This window comes from Nocardioides sp., from assembly GCF_050246775.1.
Classification (GTDB): Bacteria; Actinomycetota; Actinomycetes; order Propionibacteriales; family Nocardioidaceae; genus Nocardioides.
On the sequence record NZ_JBFWVK010000003.1, the window covers coordinates 23,034 to 42,176 of the forward strand.

The window sequence follows — 19,143 nt, forward strand, 5'->3', positions numbered from 1 at the left end:
ACGTCACGTCTCCCACGAGTGGGCAACGCATCGCCGCAGGATCCGACTTGCTGGATCTTGCGTGGACCGGACCCGACGACCTGTGCTCCTCCCCTTGCGGAGAGACTCGGCGGTCGATGCGGGTGGGAGTTCATGGCGAGCCATGGATTCCGCTTGGCGGACTCGCCGTTGCCATGCGGGCATGACAGGACGAGTCGGTCGAGGACCAGATTAGCCGATCAACCCTGGTCGGGGCGAATCCAGGAGGAGCGGCCCGCCATGCGGGCCAGTCGCCACCCGCGGGCCAGGCCCTCGAGGTCCGGGCCGTCGACCACCAGGGTCACCGGGCCGGCTACATCGAGCAGCAGCGCGGCCGCACCATCCTGCAGGGCGGACTGCGCGGCCACCGCCGCTGCGACCGGGACCGGGCGAGCCTCAGGATCCCAGGCCTTCATGCTTGTGAGACTGGTGAACGCGAGCAGCGCCAGGCGTCCGTCATTGCCCTGGAGAAGGACCGCTGCCATGTCACTGGTCTTGTCGTGCGCCAGGCCCTGGTCGTCGTACTCCACCTCCCCGAGCAGGGCGACGACCGGCACCAGCACCCGGCTGCGCTGGAGCTCGGCCAGTGCCTCGGGAAAGCGCCCCGGATCGGCGGAGTACGCCGCGAGCGCGGCGCCCAGGGCGGGTTCGGCGTCCCCGTTGTCGTCGGAGAACCCGGTGTCGAGCAGGCGCCGGTCGGCTGGAGGAGTGCTCACCGCTTCACACCGGGAACGGGAGCTGCGGCTGGGGCGGCCCCAAGGTGGGGTCGACGCCGTCGAACAGGCTGCTGACCGACTCTCCTGCGTGGATCCGGCTGATCGCGTCGGCGAACAGGTCCCCCACACTCAGCACGGTCAGCCCGGGCCAGTCGACGGGCGGAACGGTGTCGGTGGTCACCACTTCGCGGATCATGGGGTGCCCACTGAGCCGGTCCACGGCCTTGCCGACGAACAGGCCGTGGGTGCAGGCGATCGAGGCACCGGTGCAGCCCAGCTCGTCGAGGCGGTCGAGCAGCTCGATGATGGAACCTCCCGTAGCGATCTCGTCATCGAGGACAAGCGCATGCTTGCCTGCGACGTCGCCGACGATGGCGTCGATGACCACCCGGTCATCGGCCAGCCGCTGCTTGCTGCCTGCAGCCACCGGGAGACCGAGGAGCCGGGCGAACTGGGTGGCCGTCTTGGCATTGCCGAGGTCGGGCGAGACCACGACGTAGTCGGTCAGGTCCTGGGACCGGTAGTGGTCGGCCAGCACCCCCAGCGCGGTGAGGTGGTCGACCGGCACGGAGAAGAAGCCGTGCACCTGCGGCGCGTGCAACGTCATCGTCAGCACCCTGGTCACCCCGGCCGTGGCCAGCAGATCTGCCACCAGCCGGCCACCGATCGAGATCCTGGAGGAGTCCTTCTTGTCGGAGCGCGCGTAGGCGTAGTGCGGAATCACGACGGTGATCTGGGAGGCCGACGCGCCCTTGGCCGCATCGACCATCAACAGGAGCTCCATCAGGTGCTCCTGGGTGGGCGGCACGAGGGGCTGGACCAGGTAGACGTCACGTTGTCGACAGTTGGCCTGCAACTGCACCTGGAGACAGTCGTTGCTGAAACGCTTGATCTCCACCGTCGACAGGGGCACCCCGAGGGCGTTGCAGATGGCGGAGGCCAGCGGTCGGTGGGCACTGCCGCTGAACACGACGATCTCGCGCACAAGCACTCCTGACACGCTCGACGGCGGGAACTCCGCCCAGCCTAACGCCCCGGGAATGCACCGTTGCCCGATGTGCGAGGCTTGAGTCGTGGACGACGTGACCTGGGGGGCCCTGGCTCTGGTGCTGACCGTGCTCAGCGGCGGTTACACCTGGTGGGCGTTCCGGCATCGCGGGCTTGCGGCAGGCGCCCGTGGGGCGGCCGTCACCCTGCTGCCTCCCGCCGCCTGGTTGACCGGGACGCTGCGGATGTTCACCCGGATCATCGATGCCATCACCGACTGGGCGACCCACCTGGTGTTCAGTCCCTCGGTCTGGCTGGGGATCATCCTGGCCGGCGTCTCCGTGGTGCTCTTCGGGGTGGCGGGCCGGATGGGCCGCTCCGAGCCGACCCCTGCGAGCGACACCCCGAAGGCCGCACCCCGGCAGGTGAACCCGTCCGCGGGTCGCCCGGCACCCGCGATCGACGACGACCTCGCCGAGATCGAGGCGATCCTCAAGAAGCGGGGCATCAACTGATGTCCCAGGAGTTCGTCGATCGCAATCGCCTGTGGTCGCGGCTCAACTCCGCCGTCGACACTCTCGACGGTTCCCTGTCCACGCCGGCCCTGGTGGTCGACCTCGACGCCTTCGACGCCAACGCCCACGACCTCGTCCGCCGCGCGGCCGGCAAGCCGATCCGGGTCGCCTCCAAGTCGCTCCGGGTCCCGGCGCTCCTGACACGTGCTCTGGGCACCCCGGGCTTCTCGGGGATCCTCGCCTACTCGCTCGCCGAGGCGCTGTGGCTGTTCTCCGAAGGGGTGTGCGACGACATCGTCGTCGCCTACCCCACGGTCGACCGGGGCGCGCTGGCCACGCTGGTCGCCTCCCCCTCGGCGGCCACGGCGATCACCCTCATGATCGACGACGTCGCTCATCTCGATCTCGTCGACTCGGTCCGCTCCTCGCGCGCCGTCCCGATCCGCGTGGCCCTGGACATCGACGCGGGGCTGAGGATGGGGCGACAGCACGTCGGTCCCAAACGCTCGCCCCTCTACGACGCCGACCAGGTGCTCCGCCTGGCCTCGACCGTCGCCAAGCGCAGTGGCTTCCACCTGGCCGGAGTGATGACCTATGAAGGTCAGGTCGCCGGTGTGCCCGACGACGTCCCCGGCGAGCGCGCCAAGTCCCTGGTGATCCGCAAGCTCAAGTCGGCCTCGGTGACCCAACTCGAACTGCGGCGCCGCGAGATCGCGACCGCGCTGTCCCCCTTCGGCCTCAAGTTCTGGAACGCGGGCGGCTCCGGCTCGGTCGAGACCACCGTCGCCGATCCGTCGGTGACCGAGGTGGCGGCCGGCTCCGGACTGCTCGTTCCGGGCCTCTTCGACCACTACCAGTCGTTCGCCCCACGCCCGGCGGCCTACTTCGGGGTGCCCGTCGTACGCCGTCCGTCGCCGCAGGTCGCGACGGTGGCCGGCGGCGGCTTCATCGCCTCGGGCCCGACCGGGGCCACCAGGGCGCCGATCACGTGGGCGCCACCCGGCTTGCACCTGACGGGTCTCGAAGGCGCCGGCGAGGTGCAGACACCCCTCACCGGACACCCGGCCGCACTGCTCAAGATCGGCGACCTGGTCTGGTTCCGCCATGCCAAGTCCGGCGAGCTTTTCGAGCACGGCAACGTCGTGCACCTGCTCTCAGGAGAACGATTCGTCGACACGGTGCCGACCTATCGCGGCGCAGGGCATGCCTTCGGCTGAGGAAGTCGTCGTCTCGCTGACCGGTGCGCGGGAGCCGACGCTCGGCTCCGGCCGGCTGATCTGCATCGACGGACCCGCGGGATCGGGCAAGACCACCCTCGCTGCTGCGATCGCCCGTCTGGAACCGGCGGCGCGGGTGATCCACATGGATGACCTGTACGACGGCTGGGAGGGTCTGCCCCACCTGGGCGACCAGCTCGACGATCTCCTGCTGCCCCTGACTGAGGGCCGTCCGGGCAGCTATCGGCGCTACGACTGGCTCGACGAGGCATTCGCTGAGACCGTCTCGGTGCCTCCCGTCGACCTGTTGGTCCTCGAAGGGGTCGGGTCCGGTGCACTGAGGCACGCCGCACTCATCACCACCTTGGTCTGGATCTCGGTGCCACCGCAGCTGCGCCTCGAACGCGGCCTCACCCGCGACGGCGCCGCGGCGGAGTCGCACTGGCGGCGCTGGATGCTCGGAGAGGCTGCGCACCACGCCCGCGAGCGGACCCGCGAGCGTGCTGATGTCCTCGTGGACGGGACCGGCTCCACAGCGCCTGCGCTCCTCTAGGGTGGAGGACATGGTGGGACCCAGCGGAGAGCAGTTCGAGATCTCTGGCGGTGGCTACCGCGCCGTCGTCACCGAGAGTGGGGCAGCCCTGCGCCTTCTCGAGCACCACGGTCGTCGCCTCGTGGACGGCTTCGACGAGTCTGAGATGTCGTACGGCGGCCGTGGCCAGTTGCTCATGCCCTGGCCCAACCGGATCGAGGACGGCGCCTACTCGTTCGGCGGCCGCGACCTCCAACTGGCACTCACCGAGCCGGCCCGGCACAACGCCTCCCACGGCCTCGCCCGCTGGGCGGCGTGGTCCCTGGAGGAGCTCACCGACAACTCGGTCTCACTGGTGCTGCGACTGATGGCCCAGACCGGCTTCCCGTGGGCCGTCGACCTGCACGTGCTCTACGACCTCTCCGCCGACGGGCTGACGGTCTCCCAGACCGCCACCAACCTGTCGCCGTCTGCGGCGCCCTACGCCAGCGGTGCGCATCCCTATCTCACCGTGGGAGATGGTCCTATCGACGACTGGGAGCTCACCCTGCCGGCGGGACGACGTCTGCTCCTGAACGATCGCAAGCTGCCGGTCGGTGAGGAGGCCGTGGACGACACTGGCTTCGACTTCCGGGTGTCGCGGCCGATCCGCTCGGCCAGTTTCGACCACCCGTTCTGCGACCTCGCCCGCGACTCCTCCGGACGCGCGAGCGTCGTGCTGCAGGGTGAGGGCCGCGGCCTCGTGCTGTGGGTGGACGGCGGCATCAACTGGCTCCAGGTCTACTCCGGCGACGACGTCGCCTCGCACGGGCGGCGTTCCCTGGCCGTGGAGCCGATGACGGCGCCACCGAATGCGTTCCGCAGCGGCATCGATCTGGTGACCCTCGCCCCAGCCGGTGAGAGCGGTGACGAGCACTCGGTGTCGTGGGGCATCCGCGCCGTCGGCTGAGTCACGAGGGTATGCGCGCCCAACGCGAGCCGTTCAGGTTGATGAACGCGTCCAACGAGTCGCCGGGCAGCCTTACGCGGGCGGCTCGGAGGACCACTGGCGCGGCCTCAGAAGTCTCGATCCCGTCCTGTGAGGACAGAGCCGTGGACACCAAGGAATCGTCGACCTGCTCATCCCCGGTCTCGTCCGGTCCCAGTTCGCGCAACTTGGGAGCAGTCGCTTGCCAGCTGCGCAGGTTCTGCACCACATCTGCATAGAAGACATTGACTGCGACGGCTACAGAGTCGATGAATCCACCCCGCCCCCTGCCGCGCTTCGATCCCATCGTGCAACTGGATGCGATCCGGAAGGACCGGATGTCGCGGGTGGGGTCCACGACGAGAACTCTGGGGTTCTCCCGCACGGCTCCCAGAAGCTCGGTCACCCCGTCCCCCCGACCATGCATCACGAAGGCTTCGATCCGAAGGTGATCGGGGGCATCCTTGAGTTGACGCAGCAGCCAATTGACCCGGGTTGATGCGCGCCCCTCACGGGGCGCGTCGAGATCAACGTGACACGTGACCTTCGATGCCCGAAGGTCCGCCGTGACGTGAAGGGGGCCAACCGCTCCAGGAATGCTCAGGCCACCGACCATCGTGCCGTTCGACGTCAACGACGCGATCAGGGATTGTGAACGAACGGCTGCGTCAGCACGCTCCTTTCGCGACAGCAACGGGGTCACCTCCTTTCCCAGGCTGCGACCCAACTGCAGACCGCAATACTGAATCAAAGAATCGAACCGGGCGGTCACGCTGGGCAGGCCCTTGTCATTGCTGCGCAAAGTGCCCGCCGCCAACGCGTCACGCGTCGGCACCCATGCCGGACCCATGTCTTCCATCTCCAACGCCCCTGATCGCGGGTGCTCCAGGTAGCGGATGAGCTCACCCAGGATCCATGCTTGATCCGGATCCGCCACACCTCGATGCTCTTTCTGCATCACCGCCTCGGTCAGGACGTCCATCCACGACAGATGATGCAGGGCAATCTTTCTCGTCTTCCGCCCGTCGACCTTCGTCGGGTGGCTGCCGTCGCCGGGCGGAATCTCGTTGGAGATGGTGAGCAACGCATCGAACCCTTGCTCACGAGCGATGTCGAGGTAATGCTCGAGTTGTTGCGTCTGCAATTCGTTGACGTTCGTCTTGACCTCCACCAAGGCGGTCCACACCGACTTGCCGCGAGTCACGCGGATGAGCCCATCGGGAAAGTAGCGCGTGCCGTCAAGGGTGAAAGGCACCTCAATGAATGCTTCGATCCGTCCCGCCGGCGCGCCCAATGGCTGAGTGATCGCCCGCCCGAACTCTTTGACCGATGTGAGAACAGCCAGGAGCGCGGAGGTGGCACGCCGCTCCTGCTCGTCAGCGCCCGAGATTCCTGAGGTCGGAATCAGTCGGGCCTGATTCCACGTCTCCTCTGACATCGCACTCGTCCTCCCGTTGACGGCATGGTCAGCGCTCATCGTGCACTACATGTGCTTCGCGTGTGCGAACTTCCCTGCGCTGCCTGGCTGACCGGCGTACGAGCCCTGCGGGCATACTGACCCGGTGCCCTTGCTGGAAGTTCGTGGTCTGACTCGCCGGTATGGGGAGATCGAGGTGATCTCCGGGTTCGACCTCGACGTGGAGGCCGGCAGCGCTGTCGCCCTGGTCGGCCGCAACGGGGCAGGCAAGTCCACGGTGCTGCGTTGCGTCACGGGTGTGGACACCCCCACGGCGGGGACCGTCCTGCTGGACGGCGAGCCCCTCGACGAACGCGATCCCGGGGTGCGCGCGGCGCTGGCCAGCGTGCTCGACGGCATGGACTTCTTCCCCGACCTCAGCGTCGTCGAGCACCTCGACCTGTTCGCGAAGGCCCATCGGGTCGAGGATGCCGAGCAGGTGGTCGACCAGTTGCTGCAGAGCATCGGCCTGACTGCGCAGGCGGGTCAACTGCCCGGTTCGCTCTCGTCCGGACAGCGCCGCCGCCTGACGTTGGCGAGCGCGTTCGTGCGACCCAGCCGGCTCATGGTCCTCGACGAACCCGAACAGCGCCTCGACGCCGACGCCGTGATCTGGCTCGCCGACCGACTCAAGCGCGACAAGGCCGCCGGCGTGGGAATCCTCATGGCCAGCCACTCCCCCCAGCTCGTCGATGCGGTCGCCGATCGGGTGGTCGACATCGGCGGCGCCTCGTGACCGCACTGCCCCATCCGACCGCCCGTGAGCTGCGCGGGGACATCCGCCATTGGCGCCGTGGCCGCGCCCAGGCCAGGCTGCGCGACGTCCTCGAGGACGCCTACGTCGCCCTCTTCGCGACCCTGATGCTCAGCGCCATCCTGGTCAACGTCATCCGCACCATCGGGCAGATCTCGGACACCCTGTGTACGTCGCCCGGCTGCCTGGGCGCGCGAGCCCTGCTCCCCTACCTCGTCACCACGGCCGCGTTGGCCCTCGTGCTCAGCGGCGCCCGGCTGTTCGGCCCGGTCTTCGTGCCCCCCGCCGTGGGCTCGTGGCTGCTGAGCTCACCGGTCGACCGCAGATCGCTGCTGCGCCCCAGGCTCGTCGGCACACTGCTGGTCGCCCTGGTCGCCTCCGCCCTCGTGTCCGCGACCGGATCGGTCCTCGGTGGGCTGGACCCGCTTCCGCTGGTCGCGCTCGACGCCACGACGGCGGTGCTGGCCACGGCCACCGTGGCCCTGGCCACCGTCGACCAGACCCGTCGGGGAAGGACCACCCGCGTCGCGGCGGGGGTCATCGCACTCGCGCTCTGGGCCGGCCTCCTCATCACTGCGCTGGGACTCGTCCGGGTGACCAGCCCGACCTCCAGCGTCCCGTCCTGGTGGTGGATCGCACTGGCGGCGGCCGTCGCCATCACCGCCGTCGCCATCCAGCGTGCGATGAGGGCCCTCGCCCGGTTGCGGCAACGACAGATCACCCCCGGCGGCGCCCTGGTGCCCAGTCTCTCCGGGGCACTGGCCGGACTGGACCTCGCCCTCGTCAACGATGTCCTGCTGGCGCACCGCTGGCGCTCCCGCGGTTCGGTCCGGTCGCGTCGCGGCGGGTCGACGGGGCCGGGCGCCCTCATGTGGCCGGAACTGACCCGGATGCTGCGCAGTCCCCAGCAGATCCTGACGGTGTGCGCGGTGGTCGTGGCGCCGTACGCCGCCGCCACTGCCGGCGCTGGCCGTGGCGTCATCGTCATCGGTGGACTGGCCGGGTTCTTCGCCGCGCTGCCGACCCTGACCGGGCTCCGGGTGCTGGAACGCACACCGGGGATCCGGCGCAACCTCCCCTTCACCAACAGCCAGATCCGGCGTGCGGCCCTCGTGGTGCCCACGGCGTTGATGTGGCTCTACGGGCTCGCCATCGCCCCGGCCGTGCACGAGGCCGTCGGGGAGCCGGTGTCGCAGACCCTCCTGCTCGGGGTCGCGGTGGGCTTCGCATCGCTGACCGCGGCTGTCCGCTGGATGACCGGACGACCACCGGACTACAGCAAGCCGTTGGTCTCGACCCCGGCCGGCGGGGTCCCGACCAACCTCTACGGCAGCGTCGTACGAGGGATGGACGTGCTCCTGCTGACCCTGGCACCGATGCTGCTCTCGCCCAGCGACGCCGCAGCGTGGGTGTCCATCCTGCTCTCGTTCGCGATCCTCGCCTACTTGGTCAGTCGAGACTGATCAGGAGATCAGCGCGCGAATCTGACGCACCGCGTTCCTGGCCCTCGGGCCGTCGGACCCCTGGAGGGCCAGGGCCGAGATGGTGGTGCCATCGGCCAGATCCAGTGTGGCCCACGGTGCGCCCCGGACCAGGCTGATCGACACCACCTCGGCCCACTCGTAGGAGTGGCTGCGGTAGCCGTTGACGATCAGGAGGCGGGCGTCCTCAGCGACCACCCGCGATCGGACCAGGGCGAACCACGCCGCGAAGGCGAGCCCGAACAGGAAGAGCATCGTGAGCTTCTGGAACACCGTGAACTGGGCCCGAATCTCGGGTGGGAAGGCGATCCATGCGAACAGGCAGACGACCAGGAGACCGATCCCGGCGACCGTCGCTGCGATCCGGGCACCGTAGGGACGCCAGGTGTGGGGCAACACCAGCTCGCGGCGGGGCTCAGAGTCGGCAGGCATGGATGTCGGTCAGGAGGATGGCCCGCGCGCCCAGGTCGTAGAGCTCGTCCATGAGTCGCTGTGCGCCGGAACGAGGGACCATCGCCCGGACAGCGACCCAGCCCTCGCGCCGCAACGGCGAGATGGTCGGGCCCTCGAGCCCGGGCGTCAGCGCCACCGCGTCGGCCACCCGGTCGGTGTGGATGTCGTAGTCCATCATCACGTAGCCACGCGCCACCAGGACCCCGTCGAGGCGGCGCTTGAAGACCTCGAAGCCGTCCGGCTGGGCAGTCCCGGCACGGGTGATGAGCACCGCCTCGGACTCCAGGACGACGTCACCGAACACCTCGAGCCCGGCCGCCCGCAACGTGCTGCCCGTCTCCACCACATCGGCGATGGCGTCAGCCACGCCGAGCTGGATGCTGGTCTCGACCGCACCATCGAGGCGGGTCACCGTCGCCTCGATCCCGCGCTCCTGGAGGTAGGCCTGCACGACGCCGACGTACGAGGTGGCGATCCGCTTGCCGGCCAGCTGGCCGACATCGGTGAACCGGCCGATCGGTCCGGCGAAGTGGAACTTGCTGCGCCCGAATCCGAGGTCGAGCATCTCCTCGGCCTTGGCGCCGGAGTCGAGCAGGAGGTCACGGCCGGTGATCCCGACGTCGAGGGTGCCCTCCCCGACGTACAGGGCGATGTCTCGTGGGCGCAGGTAGAAGAACTCGACACCGTTCTCGGCGTCGGTGAGGGCCAGCTCCTTGGCGTCCTGGCGCTGGCGGTAGCCCGACTCACGCAGGATCTGGGAGGCGGCCTGGGACAGCGCCCCCTTGTTGGGTACGGCGATCCGCAGCAGCTTGTCGGTCATGGTTCCTCAGAGGTGGGCGTAGACGTCGTCAAGGGTGAGGCCGGCGGCGATCATCATCACCTGGGCGTGGTAGAGCAGTTGGCTGATCTCCTCCGCCGCCCGGTCCTTGCCCTCGTGCTCGGCGGCCATCCAGGACTCGGCAGCTTCTTCGACCAGCTTCTTGCCGATCGTATGCACGCCGGCGTCGAGCTCAGCGACCGTGCCGGAACCTGCGGGGCGGGTCAGGGCCTTCTCCGTGAGCTCGGCCCACAGCCCTTCGAACGTCTTCACGATCCCCAACCCTACGGCGTGCCCCGACCTGTCGCAGATGCGCGTCCAGATCGCGCCGACCTGTCGCAGATGTACATGGCTGATGTACATCTGCGACAGGTCGGCGAGTTTGCGACGTACATCTGCGACAGGTCAGTCGTCGTAGCCGCGCTTGATCCGCCGCAGCACCTGGGCCGTCACCAGCGCGGCGGCCGCGGCCTCGTAGCCCTTGTCCTCGTGGGAGTGCGCCAGACCGGCTCGATCGAGGGCCTGCTCCTCGTTGTCGGTGGTCAGCAACCCGAACCCGATCGAGGTCGTGTAGTCCAGCGCCACCCGGGTCAACCCGTCCGTGGCGGCGTTGCAGACGTAGTCGAAGTGCGGAGTGCCGCCCCGGATGACGACACCGAGAGCCACCACGGCGTCGTACCCCTGCGCGGCGAGCGCCGCAGCCGCCACCGGCAGCTCGAACGCGCCAGGGACCCGGTGGACGACGGGTGCCTCCACCCGATAGGCGCGCATCGCTCGATCGGCGCCGTCCAGCAGCCCGTCCATCACCTGCACGTGCCAGCTGGACGCGACGATGGCCACCCGCAGCTCGCGGCAGTCGATCGGCTTCGCATCCGGGGCTCCGGCTCCACTCATGGCACGAGTCCTTCCGAGATCTCCAGATCGGGCAGTTGATGTCCCATCCGATCACGCTTGGTCTGCAGGTAGGCAAGATTGTGCCCGTTGGGGTGCGGGGCCAGCGGCACCCGCTCGACGACGCTGACGCCGTAGTCCTCCAGGCTCGAGGTCTTGGCCGGGTTGTTGGTCAGCAGTCGCACCGTCAGGACTCCCAGGTCCTTGAGGATCTGGGTCGCCGTCCCGTAGTGCCGCGCATCGGCCGGAAGACCCAGGTCGAGGTTCGCGTCCACGGTGTCGCGGCCGCCGTCCTGCAACTGGTAGGCCTGCAGCTTGGCCACGAGCCCGATTCCCCGGCCCTCGTGGCCGCGCAGGTAGACCACGACTCCCACGCCCTCGGCGACCACACGCTGCAGCGCCTCGTCGAGCTGCGGCCCACAGTCGCAGCGTTCGCTGCCGAACACGTCGCCGGTCAGGCACTCGGAGTGCACCCGGGTCAGCACCGGCTCGTTCCGGGCCACCGCGCCGGCCAGGTCGCCGTAGACCAGCGCGATGTGCTCGGAGCCGTCGATAGTGATGGTGTAGCCGAACGCCGTGAAGTCGCCCCACCTGGTCGGCAGCCTGGTCTGTGCGGAGCGGACCACGTGGCGCTCGTGGCGACGGCGGTAGCGCACCAGGTCCTCGATCGAGATCATGGCCAGCCCGTGCTCGTCGGCGAAGGCCCGCAGCTCGGGAGCACGCTTCATCGTGCCGTCGTCGTTGACCACCTCGACCAGCACCCCCGCCGGCGTGAGCCCGGCAAGCTTGGCCAGATCGACCGCCGCCTCGGTGTGCCCGCGCCTCACCAGCACGCCGCCCTCGCGGTAGCGCAGCGGGAAGACATGTCCGGGCCTGGTCAGCTCCCACGGCTCGGTGGCCGAGTCGGCCAGCACCCGTGCCGTGTGTGCACGATCGGCCGCGCTGATCCCCGTCGAGACGCCATCGCGGGCGTCCACCGAGATCGTGTACGCCGTGCGCAGCTTGTCCTTGTTGTGCGGCGTCATCAGGGGGATCTCGAGCCGGTCCAGCATCTCGGCAGGCATCGGCACGCAGATCACCCCGCTGGAGTGCCGGATCGTGAAGGCCATCAGCTCGGGGGTCGCCTTGGAGGCGGCGAAGATGATGTCGCCCTCGTTCTCGCGGTCCTCATCGTCGACGACCACCACCGCCTTGCCGGCAGCGATGTCGGCCACGGCACGTTCGATCGAATCCAGACGCACGCTCATGCGTTCACCTTCTCGGGTTGATGTAGTTGTGGTTCAGTGCGCGAGACCCGGAGCCACACGACGAAGCCGTAGGTCACCAGGGCGCCGTACACGAGGAACAGGACGGCTGTCGGGTAGTAGCCGGAGTGCCAGAGGAGTGGGACGCCGACCGCGTCCACCGCGATCCAGACCAACCAGAAGTCCGTCCAGCCCCGCGCCATCGCGTACGTCGCGAGCATGGAGCCGACGAAGATCCAGGCGTCGCACCAGAAGTACCACCGGGGTGCGGGCCACCCGGCCCCGATGACGGCGAACACCCACTGGAGCACCAGGACGCCGGCGGCCGCGGCCACCAGACACGCCAGGCGCTCGCTGGTGGTCGCCCAGCGCGGGGTGATCGCGGTCCCGTCGACGCGGCCACGTCGCAGCTCCTGCCAACGCCACCACCCGTAGAGGCTGGTCAGGATGAAGAACACCTGCCGGCCGGCCTGCCCGAACAGCGGCACCTGCGCATGGGCATCGAAGGTGGCGGCCAGGAAGACACTCAGGAGCAGCACGTTGCCGACGATGCCCACCGGCCAGGCCCAGACCCGACGGCGCAGTCCACCGATCGCCGAGGCGAAGCCGAAGCCGTTGCCGATGATCTCGCGCCAGGTGATCGGGTGTCCTGCGATGGACACCTGGGCGTCGTACAACCAGGTCAGGACGCTCATGACTGCGTCCTGGTGTGCGGCAGCAGCCGCTCGACGTACTTGGCCAACACGTCGACCTCGAGGTTGACGCGATCACCCGGCTTGCGGAACCCCAGAGTGGTCCGGGCGAGCGTCTCGGGGATCAGGCTGATCGTGAACGAGTCGTCCTTCGCCTCGACGACGGTCAGGCTGACACCGTCGACGGTGACAGAGCCCTTGTCGACCAGGTAGCGCGACAGCTCCGCGGGGATCGAGACCTCGACGACCTCCCAGTGCTCGCTGGGGGTTCGAGACAGGATCGTGCCGACCCCGTCGACATGTCCCTGCACGATGTGGCCACCCAGCCGGGTGCCCGCAGTCACCGCGCGCTCGAGATTGACCCTGTCTCCTGGACCGGCTCCCAGCAGTGAGGTCTTGTCCAACGTCTCCTGCATCACGTCGGCGGTCCAGAGGTCGGCCTCGCCGGAGTCGGCGGACGAGGCCGTCGAGACGACGGTCAGGCAGCACCCGTTGACCGAGATCGAGTCGCCGAGGGCGACGTCCTCGAGCACGGTGGTGGCGCGGACGGTGAGCCGGACGGCATCTCCCTGCTCCTCGACCGCTTCGACTGTGCCGAGTTCCTCGACGATCCCGGTGAACATGTCAGTTGCCTCTCATCGTGATGCGGACGTTGGTGTCACTGTCGTCATGGCTGGTCAGCGCGGTGACGTCGGTGACCGCGAAGTGCCGGGCCTGGGCGATGGTGGTGATGCCGAGGTCACCCACGGCCGCACGTCCGGCGCCCAGCAGCATGGGAGCGACGTAGGTGACGATCTCGTCGACGAGGCCGGCCCGCAGGAAGGACGCGGCCAGCGTCGGCCCGCCCTCCAGGAAGACATGGCGGCGATCGAGCTCGAACAGCTGCTGCAGCGCGGCCTGAGGGTCGCGGGTCAGCAGCCGCACCGATTCCGCGCGCTCGTTGAACACCCGACGACCTGCGGGCAGGTCGCGCAGTCCCATCACCGCGCGCAGCGGCTGGTGGCTGAGCGGTACGTCGAACTCGTCGCGCACCGTCAGCTCGGGGTCGTCGACCTCGACGGTGCTGGTGCCGACCAGCATCACGTCACAGGCCCCCCGCAACAAGTGCGTGTCGCGCCGGGCAGCCGGACTGCTGACCCACCGGCTGGTGCCATCGGCTGCGGCACTGCGGCCGTCGAGGGTGGTCGCGAACTTCCAGGTGACGAACGGACGCCCGTGGTCGAGGGCGAAGGTCCAGGCACGGTTGACGCGTCGCGCGTCGGGCTCGAGAAGGCCCTGGTCGACCTCGATGCCGGCCGCGCGGAGAGTGGCCGCTCCCCCAGCAGCCTGCGGATTCGGGTCCGCCTGCGCGAACACCACCCGGCGTACCCCGGCTGCGATGAGCGCCTGGGCACACGGCCCGGTCCGGCCGGTGTGGTTGCACGGCTCGAGGGTCACCACGGCCGTCGTGCCACGAGCCGCGTCGCCGGCGCGCAGCAAGGCGTCAGCCTCGGCGTGAGCGGTGCCGGCGCCCCGATGGAAGCCCTCGGCGACCTCGGTCCCGCTGTCGTCGAGCAGGACGCAGCCGACCCGGGGATTCGGACCGAGGGGTACGCCGGGGCTCTGCGCCAGGACGAGGGCGCGGCGCATCGCCGCCGTCTCGCCTGCTGTGAAGCCCATCTGCCCGCCCTTACGTCCGATCGCGGACTCCGGGGCTTGACGTGAGGGCGCCCTCCCATGGAGGGCACGGGCTCACTTGCGTGCGCTTCTCATCCGGACTTTAACCGTCGGTCCAGGAATTTCACCCGGTCAACCGGTCACTGGCAGTGACCGGGTCGCGGACTTCTGAAGGATGGAGTGTCCTTCAGTCACCGCCGGTTCGGAGTTACACCGACCCCAGAGCACGCGAGTTTTGAACTCGTCGCCGCAAGTCTGCCACAGCCCGGCCGATGCCGAACGTGACATGTCTCACCGTGACACCCTGCGGTGATCCTCACCCAGCCCGGCCGGCGAGGGCTACGGCGTTGCGGACTCGGCCCTGGCCCGCAGGTCAGCCACCATCGCGTCGGGATCGCTGGCCGAGTAGACCGCCGAGCCCGCCACGAAGACGTCGGCACCGGCCTCGACGCAGCGTTCGATGGTGTCCAGGGAGATCCCGCCGTCGATCTGCAGCCACGTCTGCACGCCGTGGCGGTCCATCATGGCCCGGGCCCTCCTGATCTTGGGCAGGCACAGGTCGAGGAACTTCTGACCGCCGAAGCCGGGTTCGACCGTCATGATGAGCAGCATGTCGAGCTCGCCTAGGAGATCCTCGTAGGGCTCGATCGGCGTGGCCGGCTTGAGCCCCATGCTGGCGCGGGCCCCTTGGTTGCGGATCTCGCGGGCCAGGCGAACGGGGGCCTTCGCGGCCTCCACATGGAAGGTGACGCTGCCGCAGCCTGCCTCGGCGTACGCCGGCGCCCAGCGGTCCGGGTCCTCGATCATCAGGTGCGCGTCGATCGGCAGGTCGGTATGTGCCTTGAGGCTCTCGATGACCGGGAGGCCGAGCGTGAGGTTCGGGACGAAGTGGTTGTCCATCACGTCGACGTGGACCCAGTCCGCACTCGGGATGCGCCCGACCTCGGCGCCCAGGGCGGCAAGGTCGGCGTTGAGGATGCTCGGAGTGATCTGGATTCCCACGAGGGCGATCCTAGGGGGTGGGACCCGTCGCTTCGCATCGCCAGGGCACGGACGAGAAGTTAGGTTGTGCCCATGTCCGTGTTCGACGACTACCTCACCGGGCTGACCGCACCGGCCGACCGGGCCGCCCTGCAGCGCGTCCGCGAGGTCGTCGCCGCCGAGGAGCCAGGAGCCCAGGAGGCAATGAGCTACGGCATGCCGGCCTTCAGGCTTCACGACCGGCCCCTCCTGGGGGTGCTGGCCTCCACGAAGCACCTGAGCGTGGCGCCTTTCAGCCCCCGGGTGATCGAGGCGGTGCGGGGCCGGCTCGACGGCTTCTCCCTCACGAAGGGGACGATCCGGTTCACGGCCGATGCGCCGATCCCGGACGACGTGGTGCGCGACCTCGTCCGCCTCAGACGGGACGAGATCCGCGACTGATCATGCGTCCGGCTCGGCCGGTGGTGCCGCGCCGTCCGCCTCGTCGCGAGCAGCCCACTCGATCAGCGGTGCGATGTCGAACACGTGGTCGTCGATGTCGCCGTGCAGGTCACCGAGCTCGGCGAAGCGTGGCGGCATGGTGTCGATGGTGAAGTCGCCGGGGACCACCGTGTCGATCTCGTCCCAGCGGATCGGCGCGCTCACCCGGGCATCGGGCACCCCGCGGACCGAGTAGGCCGCGGCGATCGTGTGGTCGCGGGCGTTCTGGTTGTAGTCGACGAACAGCTGAGCCGGATCCCGATCCTTGCGCCACCAGGTCGTCGTCACGTCGCCCTCGGCTCGTCGCTCGACCTCGCGGGCAAACGCCAGCGCTGCCCGCCGTACCTCCTTGAAACCGTGGTCGGGCCGGATCCGCACGTAGATATGCATACCCGATCCGCCACTCGTCTTCGGGAACCCTGTGGCTCCCAGCTCGTCGAGCACCTCATGGGCCACGTGTGCGACGCGGCGCACAGTGGCCCAGTCGCACTCCGGTCCGGGGTCGAGGTCGATGCGCCACTCGTCCGGCTTCTCGGTGTCGGCCCGGCGGCTGTTCCACGGGTGGAACTCGACGGTCGACATCTGCACCGCCCAGATCACGCTGGCCAGCTCGGTGACGCACAGCTCGTCGGCGGTGCGGTTCCAGCGCGGGAAGTGCAGCTGCACGGTCTCCAGCCACGGTGGCGCGCCCCCGGGGATCCGTTTCTGGTGCACCTTGTCGCCGGCGAGCCCCTTGGGAAACCGGTGCAACATGCACGGCCTCTCGAAGAGCGCGTTGACGATCCCCGGGCCGACCGCCAGGTAGTAGTCGACCAGGTCGAGCTTCGTCGCACCGGTTTGGGGGAAGTAGACCCGGTCGGGGTTGCTCACCCGGACCACCCGGTCGTCGATCTCGATCTCGACTGCCGGGGGCTTGGTGGGCATGGCCCCAACCTACCGACTGGCCTCAGGCGGCCACAGACGTGGCCGCCGTCGGCTCCAGCGCGGTCGCGAGGATCTCGCGAACGTCCGAGACCAGGTGCACGGTCACCGCGGCCAGGACCTCGGCCGGGACGTCGTCCAGGTCGGGTTCGTTGCGCCGGGGCACGTAGACCTCCGTCAGCCCGGCCCGTTGGGCGGCGAGCAGCTTCTGCTTGAGCCCCCCGATGGGCATCACGCGGCCGGTGAGCGAGACCTCACCGGTCATGCCGACCTCACCGCGCACCGGTCGACCGGTGGCCAGGGAGACCAGGGCCGTGGTCATCGTGACCCCGGCGGACGGCCCGTCCTTGGGTACGGCGCCGGCCGGCACGTGCACGTGCACGGGTCGGTCCAACCGTTCCGGGTCGATCCCGAGCTCCTCGGCGTGTGCCCGCACGTAGTTCAGCGCGATCTGTGCCGACTCCTTCATGACCTCGCCCAGCTGACCGGTCAGGTTGAGGCTCGCCGAACCCTCCGACAGTGCGGTCGCCTCGATGTAGAGCACGTCTCCCCCCAGGCCGGTCACGGCCAGTCCGGTGGCCACACCGGGGACATCGGTGCGCTCGTGGGACTCGGGGGTGAAGCGGGGGCGCCCGATCAGCTCGGTCAACGTGGGCACATCGATCAGCACCGGGGCCGCCGTACCGGTGGCGAGCCTGGTGGCCGCCTTGCGGAACGCCTTGGCGATGACCCGCTCGAGCTGGCGCACGCCCGCCTCCCGGGTGTGGTTGGCCGCGATCTCGCGCAACGCCTCGTCGGTCACCGAGACCTCCTCGGACCCGAGCGCCGCACGCTCGAGCTGCCTGGGCACGAGGAAGTCGCGGGCGATGGCGACCTTGTCGTCCTCGGGGTAGCCGTCCAGCGTGACCAGCTCCATCCGGTCCAGCAACGGACCGGGGATCTGCTCGACGACGTTGGCCGTCGCGATGAAGACCACGTCGGACAGGTCCAGGTCGAGCTCGAGGTAGTGGTCGCGGAACGTGTGGTTCTGGGCGGGGTCCAGCACCTCCAGCAGGGCGGCGGCCGGGTCTCCGCGGTAGTCGGACCCGACCTTGTCGACCTCGTCGAGCAGGACCACCGGGTTCATGGACCCGGCCTCCCGGATCGCCCGGACGATGCGCCCGGGCAGAGCGCCGACGTAGGTGCGTCGGTGGCCGCGGATCTCGGCCTCGTCGCGCACACCGCCGAGCGCCACGCGGACGAAGTTGCGACCCATGGTGCGGGCCACGGACTCGCCGAGCGAGGTCTTGCCGACACCGGGAGGGCCGGCCAGCAGGATGACCGCACCGCTGCCGCGTCCACCGACGACGTCGAGCCCGCGCGCGGTGCGACGGGCGCGCACGGCGAGGTATTCCACGATGCGGTCCTTGACGTCCTCCAAGCCGTGGTGGTCGGCGTCCAGGATCGCCCGGGCCGCCTCCATGTCGGTGGTGTCGTCGGTGCGGCTGTTCCAGGGAAGTTCGAGGACCGTGTCCAGCCAGGTCCGGATCCACGCTGTCTCCGGGGACTGGTCGCTGGAGCGCTCGAGCTTGTCGACCTCGCGCTCCAGGGCAGCATGCACGGTCTCGGGGACATCGGCCTTCTCGACCCGAGCCCGGTAGTCGTCGGTCCCCTCCGGCTCGCCCTCGCCCAGCTCCTTGCGGATGGCGGCGAGCTGCTGGCGCAGCAGGTACTCGCGCTGCGTCTTCTCCATGCCCTCGCGGACCTCACTGCCGATCTTGTCGTTGATCTCGACCTCGGCGGCGTGGGCCCGGGTCCACTCGATCAGCTTCTCGAGTCGCTCCTCGAGCCCAGCGGTCTCCAGCAGCTCGCGCTTGCGCTCGTTGTTGAGGTACGGCGCCCACCCGGCTGAGTCGGCGATCTGCTCGGGATCGGTCATCGCACTGAAGGTGTCGACGATCTGCCAGGCCTCCCGGCGCTGCAGCTCCCCGATCACCAGCTTCTTGTATTCCGCGGTCAGCTCAAGGACCCGCTCGGTCGCCTCACCCCGGGCCACGGGCACGGCCTCCACCCACAGTGCTGCACCGGGTCCGGTCACGCCGGAGCCGATGGCTGCTCGCTGACGGGCCCGCAGGACCGCCGCGGGACCGCCGCGGCTGAAGCGGCCGACCTTGTCGATGCTGGCGATCACCCCGTACGTCGCGTAGCGGTCGTCGAGTCGTGGGGCGACCAGGAGCTCGGACCGCTCACTGGCCTGGGCGGCGTCGACCGCCGCCTGGGAGGCCTCGTCCAGCTCGATCGAGACGACCATGCCCGGCAGGATCACCACGTCGGACAGGAACAGCAGAGGGAGCTCCTGGTTCAGCTTCTCTTCGGACATTCGTCA

Annotated in this window: 21 protein-coding genes and 1 riboswitch; of the genes, 7 read left to right on the forward strand and 14 right to left on the reverse strand. The window is 69.2% G+C overall.

Annotated features, from left to right (window positions below; genetic code table 11):
* Positions 1-218: 218 nt before the first annotated feature.
* Complete coding sequence (locus AB7I40_RS15095) at positions 219-734, reverse strand: SseB family protein (protein WP_428345871.1); 516 nt, start codon at positions 732-734, stop codon at positions 219-221.
* A 4-nt stretch (positions 735-738) separates the two neighbouring features.
* Positions 739-1,719, reverse strand: coding sequence for a ribose-phosphate diphosphokinase (locus AB7I40_RS15100; protein WP_428345870.1), 981 nt, complete (start codon positions 1,717-1,719; stop codon positions 739-741).
* 88 nt (positions 1,720-1,807) lie between these two features.
* On the opposite strand from AB7I40_RS15100, the gene AB7I40_RS15105 reads away from it, so the two are divergent.
* The 4 genes from AB7I40_RS15105 to AB7I40_RS15120 are packed head-to-tail and all read left to right on the forward strand — an operon-like array spanning position 1,808 to position 4,934.
* Entirely contained in the window at positions 1,808-2,236 is a 429-nt protein-coding gene (locus tag AB7I40_RS15105) for a hypothetical protein (RefSeq protein ID WP_428345869.1), read from the forward strand.
* On the forward strand, positions 2,236-3,453 hold the full coding sequence (locus tag AB7I40_RS15110; RefSeq protein WP_428345868.1) for an amino acid deaminase/aldolase: 1,218 nt from the start codon (positions 2,236-2,238) through the stop codon (positions 3,451-3,453). Before AB7I40_RS15105 ends, AB7I40_RS15110 begins: the two co-directional genes overlap by 1 nt.
* Positions 3,440-4,006 carry a 4-amino-4-deoxy-L-arabinose transferase gene (locus AB7I40_RS15115; protein ID WP_428345867.1) on the forward strand — a complete coding sequence of 189 codons (567 nt, stop codon included), beginning with the start codon at positions 3,440-3,442 and terminating at the stop codon, positions 4,004-4,006. Before AB7I40_RS15110 ends, AB7I40_RS15115 begins: the two co-directional genes overlap by 14 nt.
* A gap of 10 nt (positions 4,007-4,016) precedes the next feature.
* The gene (locus AB7I40_RS15120; RefSeq protein ID WP_428345866.1) at positions 4,017-4,934 is read left to right on the forward strand and encodes an aldose 1-epimerase family protein; all 918 of its coding nucleotides are present in this window, start codon (positions 4,017-4,019) and stop codon (positions 4,932-4,934) included.
* A gap of 1 nt (position 4,935) precedes the next feature.
* Here the strand turns inward: AB7I40_RS15120 and AB7I40_RS15125 are convergent, their stop codons facing one another.
* Complete coding sequence (locus AB7I40_RS15125) at positions 4,936-6,390, reverse strand: hypothetical protein (protein ID WP_428345865.1); 1,455 nt, start codon at positions 6,388-6,390, stop codon at positions 4,936-4,938.
* 124 nt (positions 6,391-6,514) lie between these two features.
* Here AB7I40_RS15125 and AB7I40_RS15130 point away from each other — a divergent pair, with 124 nt between their 5' ends.
* On the forward strand, positions 6,515-7,144 hold the full coding sequence (locus AB7I40_RS15130; RefSeq protein ID WP_428345864.1) for an ABC transporter ATP-binding protein: 630 nt from the start codon (positions 6,515-6,517) through the stop codon (positions 7,142-7,144).
* Entirely contained in the window at positions 7,141-8,625 is a 1,485-nt protein-coding gene (locus tag AB7I40_RS15135) for a DUF6297 family protein (protein ID WP_428345863.1), read from the forward strand. The genes AB7I40_RS15130 and AB7I40_RS15135 overlap by 4 nt, the downstream gene beginning before the upstream one ends.
* Here AB7I40_RS15135 and AB7I40_RS15140 read toward each other — a convergent pair whose 3' ends face one another.
* The 9 genes from AB7I40_RS15140 to rpe all read right to left on the reverse strand — a co-directional run bounded on the left by AB7I40_RS15140 (position 8,626) and on the right by rpe (position 15,398).
* Positions 8,626-9,075, reverse strand: coding sequence for a PH domain-containing protein (locus AB7I40_RS15140; protein WP_428345862.1), 450 nt, complete (start codon positions 9,073-9,075; stop codon positions 8,626-8,628).
* On the reverse strand, positions 9,059-9,916 hold the full coding sequence (hisG, locus tag AB7I40_RS15145; RefSeq protein WP_428345861.1) for an ATP phosphoribosyltransferase: 858 nt from the start codon (positions 9,914-9,916) through the stop codon (positions 9,059-9,061). Before hisG ends, AB7I40_RS15140 begins: the two co-directional genes overlap by 17 nt.
* 6 nt (positions 9,917-9,922) lie before the next feature.
* Complete coding sequence (locus AB7I40_RS15150; RefSeq protein WP_428345860.1) at positions 9,923-10,186, reverse strand: phosphoribosyl-ATP diphosphatase; 264 nt, start codon at positions 10,184-10,186, stop codon at positions 9,923-9,925.
* A 132-nt stretch (positions 10,187-10,318) separates the two neighbouring features.
* Positions 10,319-10,807, reverse strand: coding sequence for a 6,7-dimethyl-8-ribityllumazine synthase (gene ribH, locus AB7I40_RS15155; RefSeq protein WP_428345859.1), 489 nt, complete (start codon positions 10,805-10,807; stop codon positions 10,319-10,321).
* Positions 10,804-12,051 carry a bifunctional 3,4-dihydroxy-2-butanone-4-phosphate synthase/GTP cyclohydrolase II gene (locus AB7I40_RS15160; RefSeq protein WP_428345858.1) on the reverse strand — a complete coding sequence of 416 codons (1,248 nt, stop codon included), beginning with the start codon at positions 12,049-12,051 and terminating at the stop codon, positions 10,804-10,806. The genes ribH and AB7I40_RS15160 overlap by 4 nt, the downstream gene beginning before the upstream one ends.
* Positions 12,048-12,743, reverse strand: coding sequence for a nicotinamide mononucleotide transporter family protein (locus AB7I40_RS15165; protein WP_428345857.1), 696 nt, complete (start codon positions 12,741-12,743; stop codon positions 12,048-12,050). The genes AB7I40_RS15160 and AB7I40_RS15165 overlap by 4 nt, the downstream gene beginning before the upstream one ends.
* On the reverse strand, positions 12,740-13,363 hold the full coding sequence (locus AB7I40_RS15170) for a riboflavin synthase (RefSeq protein ID WP_428345856.1): 624 nt from the start codon (positions 13,361-13,363) through the stop codon (positions 12,740-12,742). Before AB7I40_RS15170 ends, AB7I40_RS15165 begins: the two co-directional genes overlap by 4 nt.
* Position 13,364: 1 nt before the next feature.
* The gene (gene ribD, locus AB7I40_RS15175; RefSeq protein ID WP_428345855.1) at positions 13,365-14,399 is read right to left on the reverse strand and encodes a bifunctional diaminohydroxyphosphoribosylaminopyrimidine deaminase/5-amino-6-(5-phosphoribosylamino)uracil reductase RibD; all 1,035 of its coding nucleotides are present in this window, start codon (positions 14,397-14,399) and stop codon (positions 13,365-13,367) included.
* A 76-nt stretch (positions 14,400-14,475) separates the two neighbouring features.
* Positions 14,476-14,628: riboswitch (FMN riboswitch) on the reverse strand.
* 107 nt (positions 14,629-14,735) lie between these two features.
* Positions 14,736-15,398 (reverse strand): ribulose-phosphate 3-epimerase, encoded by a 663-nt coding sequence (rpe, locus tag AB7I40_RS15180; RefSeq protein WP_428345854.1) that lies wholly within the window; start codon positions 15,396-15,398, stop codon positions 14,736-14,738.
* A 72-nt stretch (positions 15,399-15,470) separates the two neighbouring features.
* Here rpe and AB7I40_RS15185 point away from each other — a divergent pair, with 72 nt between their 5' ends.
* Entirely contained in the window at positions 15,471-15,818 is a 348-nt protein-coding gene (locus tag AB7I40_RS15185; RefSeq protein WP_428345853.1) for an iron chaperone, read from the forward strand.
* Here the strand turns inward: AB7I40_RS15185 and ligD are convergent, their stop codons facing one another.
* Both ligD and lon read right to left on the reverse strand, forming a co-directional pair.
* Positions 15,819-16,781 (reverse strand): non-homologous end-joining DNA ligase, encoded by a 963-nt coding sequence (gene ligD, locus AB7I40_RS15190; protein ID WP_428345852.1) that lies wholly within the window; start codon positions 16,779-16,781, stop codon positions 15,819-15,821.
* Positions 16,782-16,803: 22 nt separating this feature from the next.
* The gene (gene lon / locus AB7I40_RS15195; protein ID WP_428345851.1) at positions 16,804-19,137 is read right to left on the reverse strand and encodes an endopeptidase La; all 2,334 of its coding nucleotides are present in this window, start codon (positions 19,135-19,137) and stop codon (positions 16,804-16,806) included.
* Positions 19,138-19,143: the final 6 nt, after the last annotated feature.

What these genes read in the sequence shown, in the direction of transcription:
- AB7I40_RS15165 (WP_428345857.1), bottom strand. Translation starts at nt 12,743, where the DNA reads ATGAGCGTCCTGACCTGGTTGTACGACGCCCAGGTGTCCATCGCAGGA.
- lon (WP_428345851.1), bottom strand. Translation starts at nt 19,137, where the DNA reads ATGTCCGAAGAGAAGCTGAACCAGGAGCTCCCTCTGCTGTTCCTGTCC.
- AB7I40_RS15140 (WP_428345862.1), bottom strand. Translation starts at nt 9,075, where the DNA reads ATGCCTGCCGACTCTGAGCCCCGCCGCGAGCTGGTGTTGCCCCACACC.
- AB7I40_RS15160 (WP_428345858.1), bottom strand. Translation starts at nt 12,051, where the DNA reads ATGAGCGTGCGTCTGGATTCGATCGAACGTGCCGTGGCCGACATCGCT.
- AB7I40_RS15115 (WP_428345867.1), top strand. Translation starts at nt 3,440, where the DNA reads ATGCCTTCGGCTGAGGAAGTCGTCGTCTCGCTGACCGGTGCGCGGGAG.
- AB7I40_RS15110 (WP_428345868.1), top strand. Translation starts at nt 2,236, where the DNA reads ATGTCCCAGGAGTTCGTCGATCGCAATCGCCTGTGGTCGCGGCTCAAC.
- AB7I40_RS15120 (WP_428345866.1), top strand. Translation starts at nt 4,017, where the DNA reads ATGGTGGGACCCAGCGGAGAGCAGTTCGAGATCTCTGGCGGTGGCTAC.
- AB7I40_RS15185 (WP_428345853.1), top strand. Translation starts at nt 15,471, where the DNA reads ATGTCCGTGTTCGACGACTACCTCACCGGGCTGACCGCACCGGCCGAC.
- ribD (WP_428345855.1), bottom strand. Translation starts at nt 14,399, where the DNA reads ATGGGCTTCACAGCAGGCGAGACGGCGGCGATGCGCCGCGCCCTCGTC.
- hisG (WP_428345861.1), bottom strand. Translation starts at nt 9,916, where the DNA reads ATGACCGACAAGCTGCTGCGGATCGCCGTACCCAACAAGGGGGCGCTG.
- ligD (WP_428345852.1), bottom strand. Translation starts at nt 16,781, where the DNA reads ATGCCCACCAAGCCCCCGGCAGTCGAGATCGAGATCGACGACCGGGTG.
- AB7I40_RS15170 (WP_428345856.1), bottom strand. Translation starts at nt 13,363, where the DNA reads ATGTTCACCGGGATCGTCGAGGAACTCGGCACAGTCGAAGCGGTCGAG.
- AB7I40_RS15125 (WP_428345865.1), bottom strand. Translation starts at nt 6,390, where the DNA reads ATGTCAGAGGAGACGTGGAATCAGGCCCGACTGATTCCGACCTCAGGA.
- ribH (WP_428345859.1), bottom strand. Translation starts at nt 10,807, where the DNA reads ATGAGTGGAGCCGGAGCCCCGGATGCGAAGCCGATCGACTGCCGCGAG.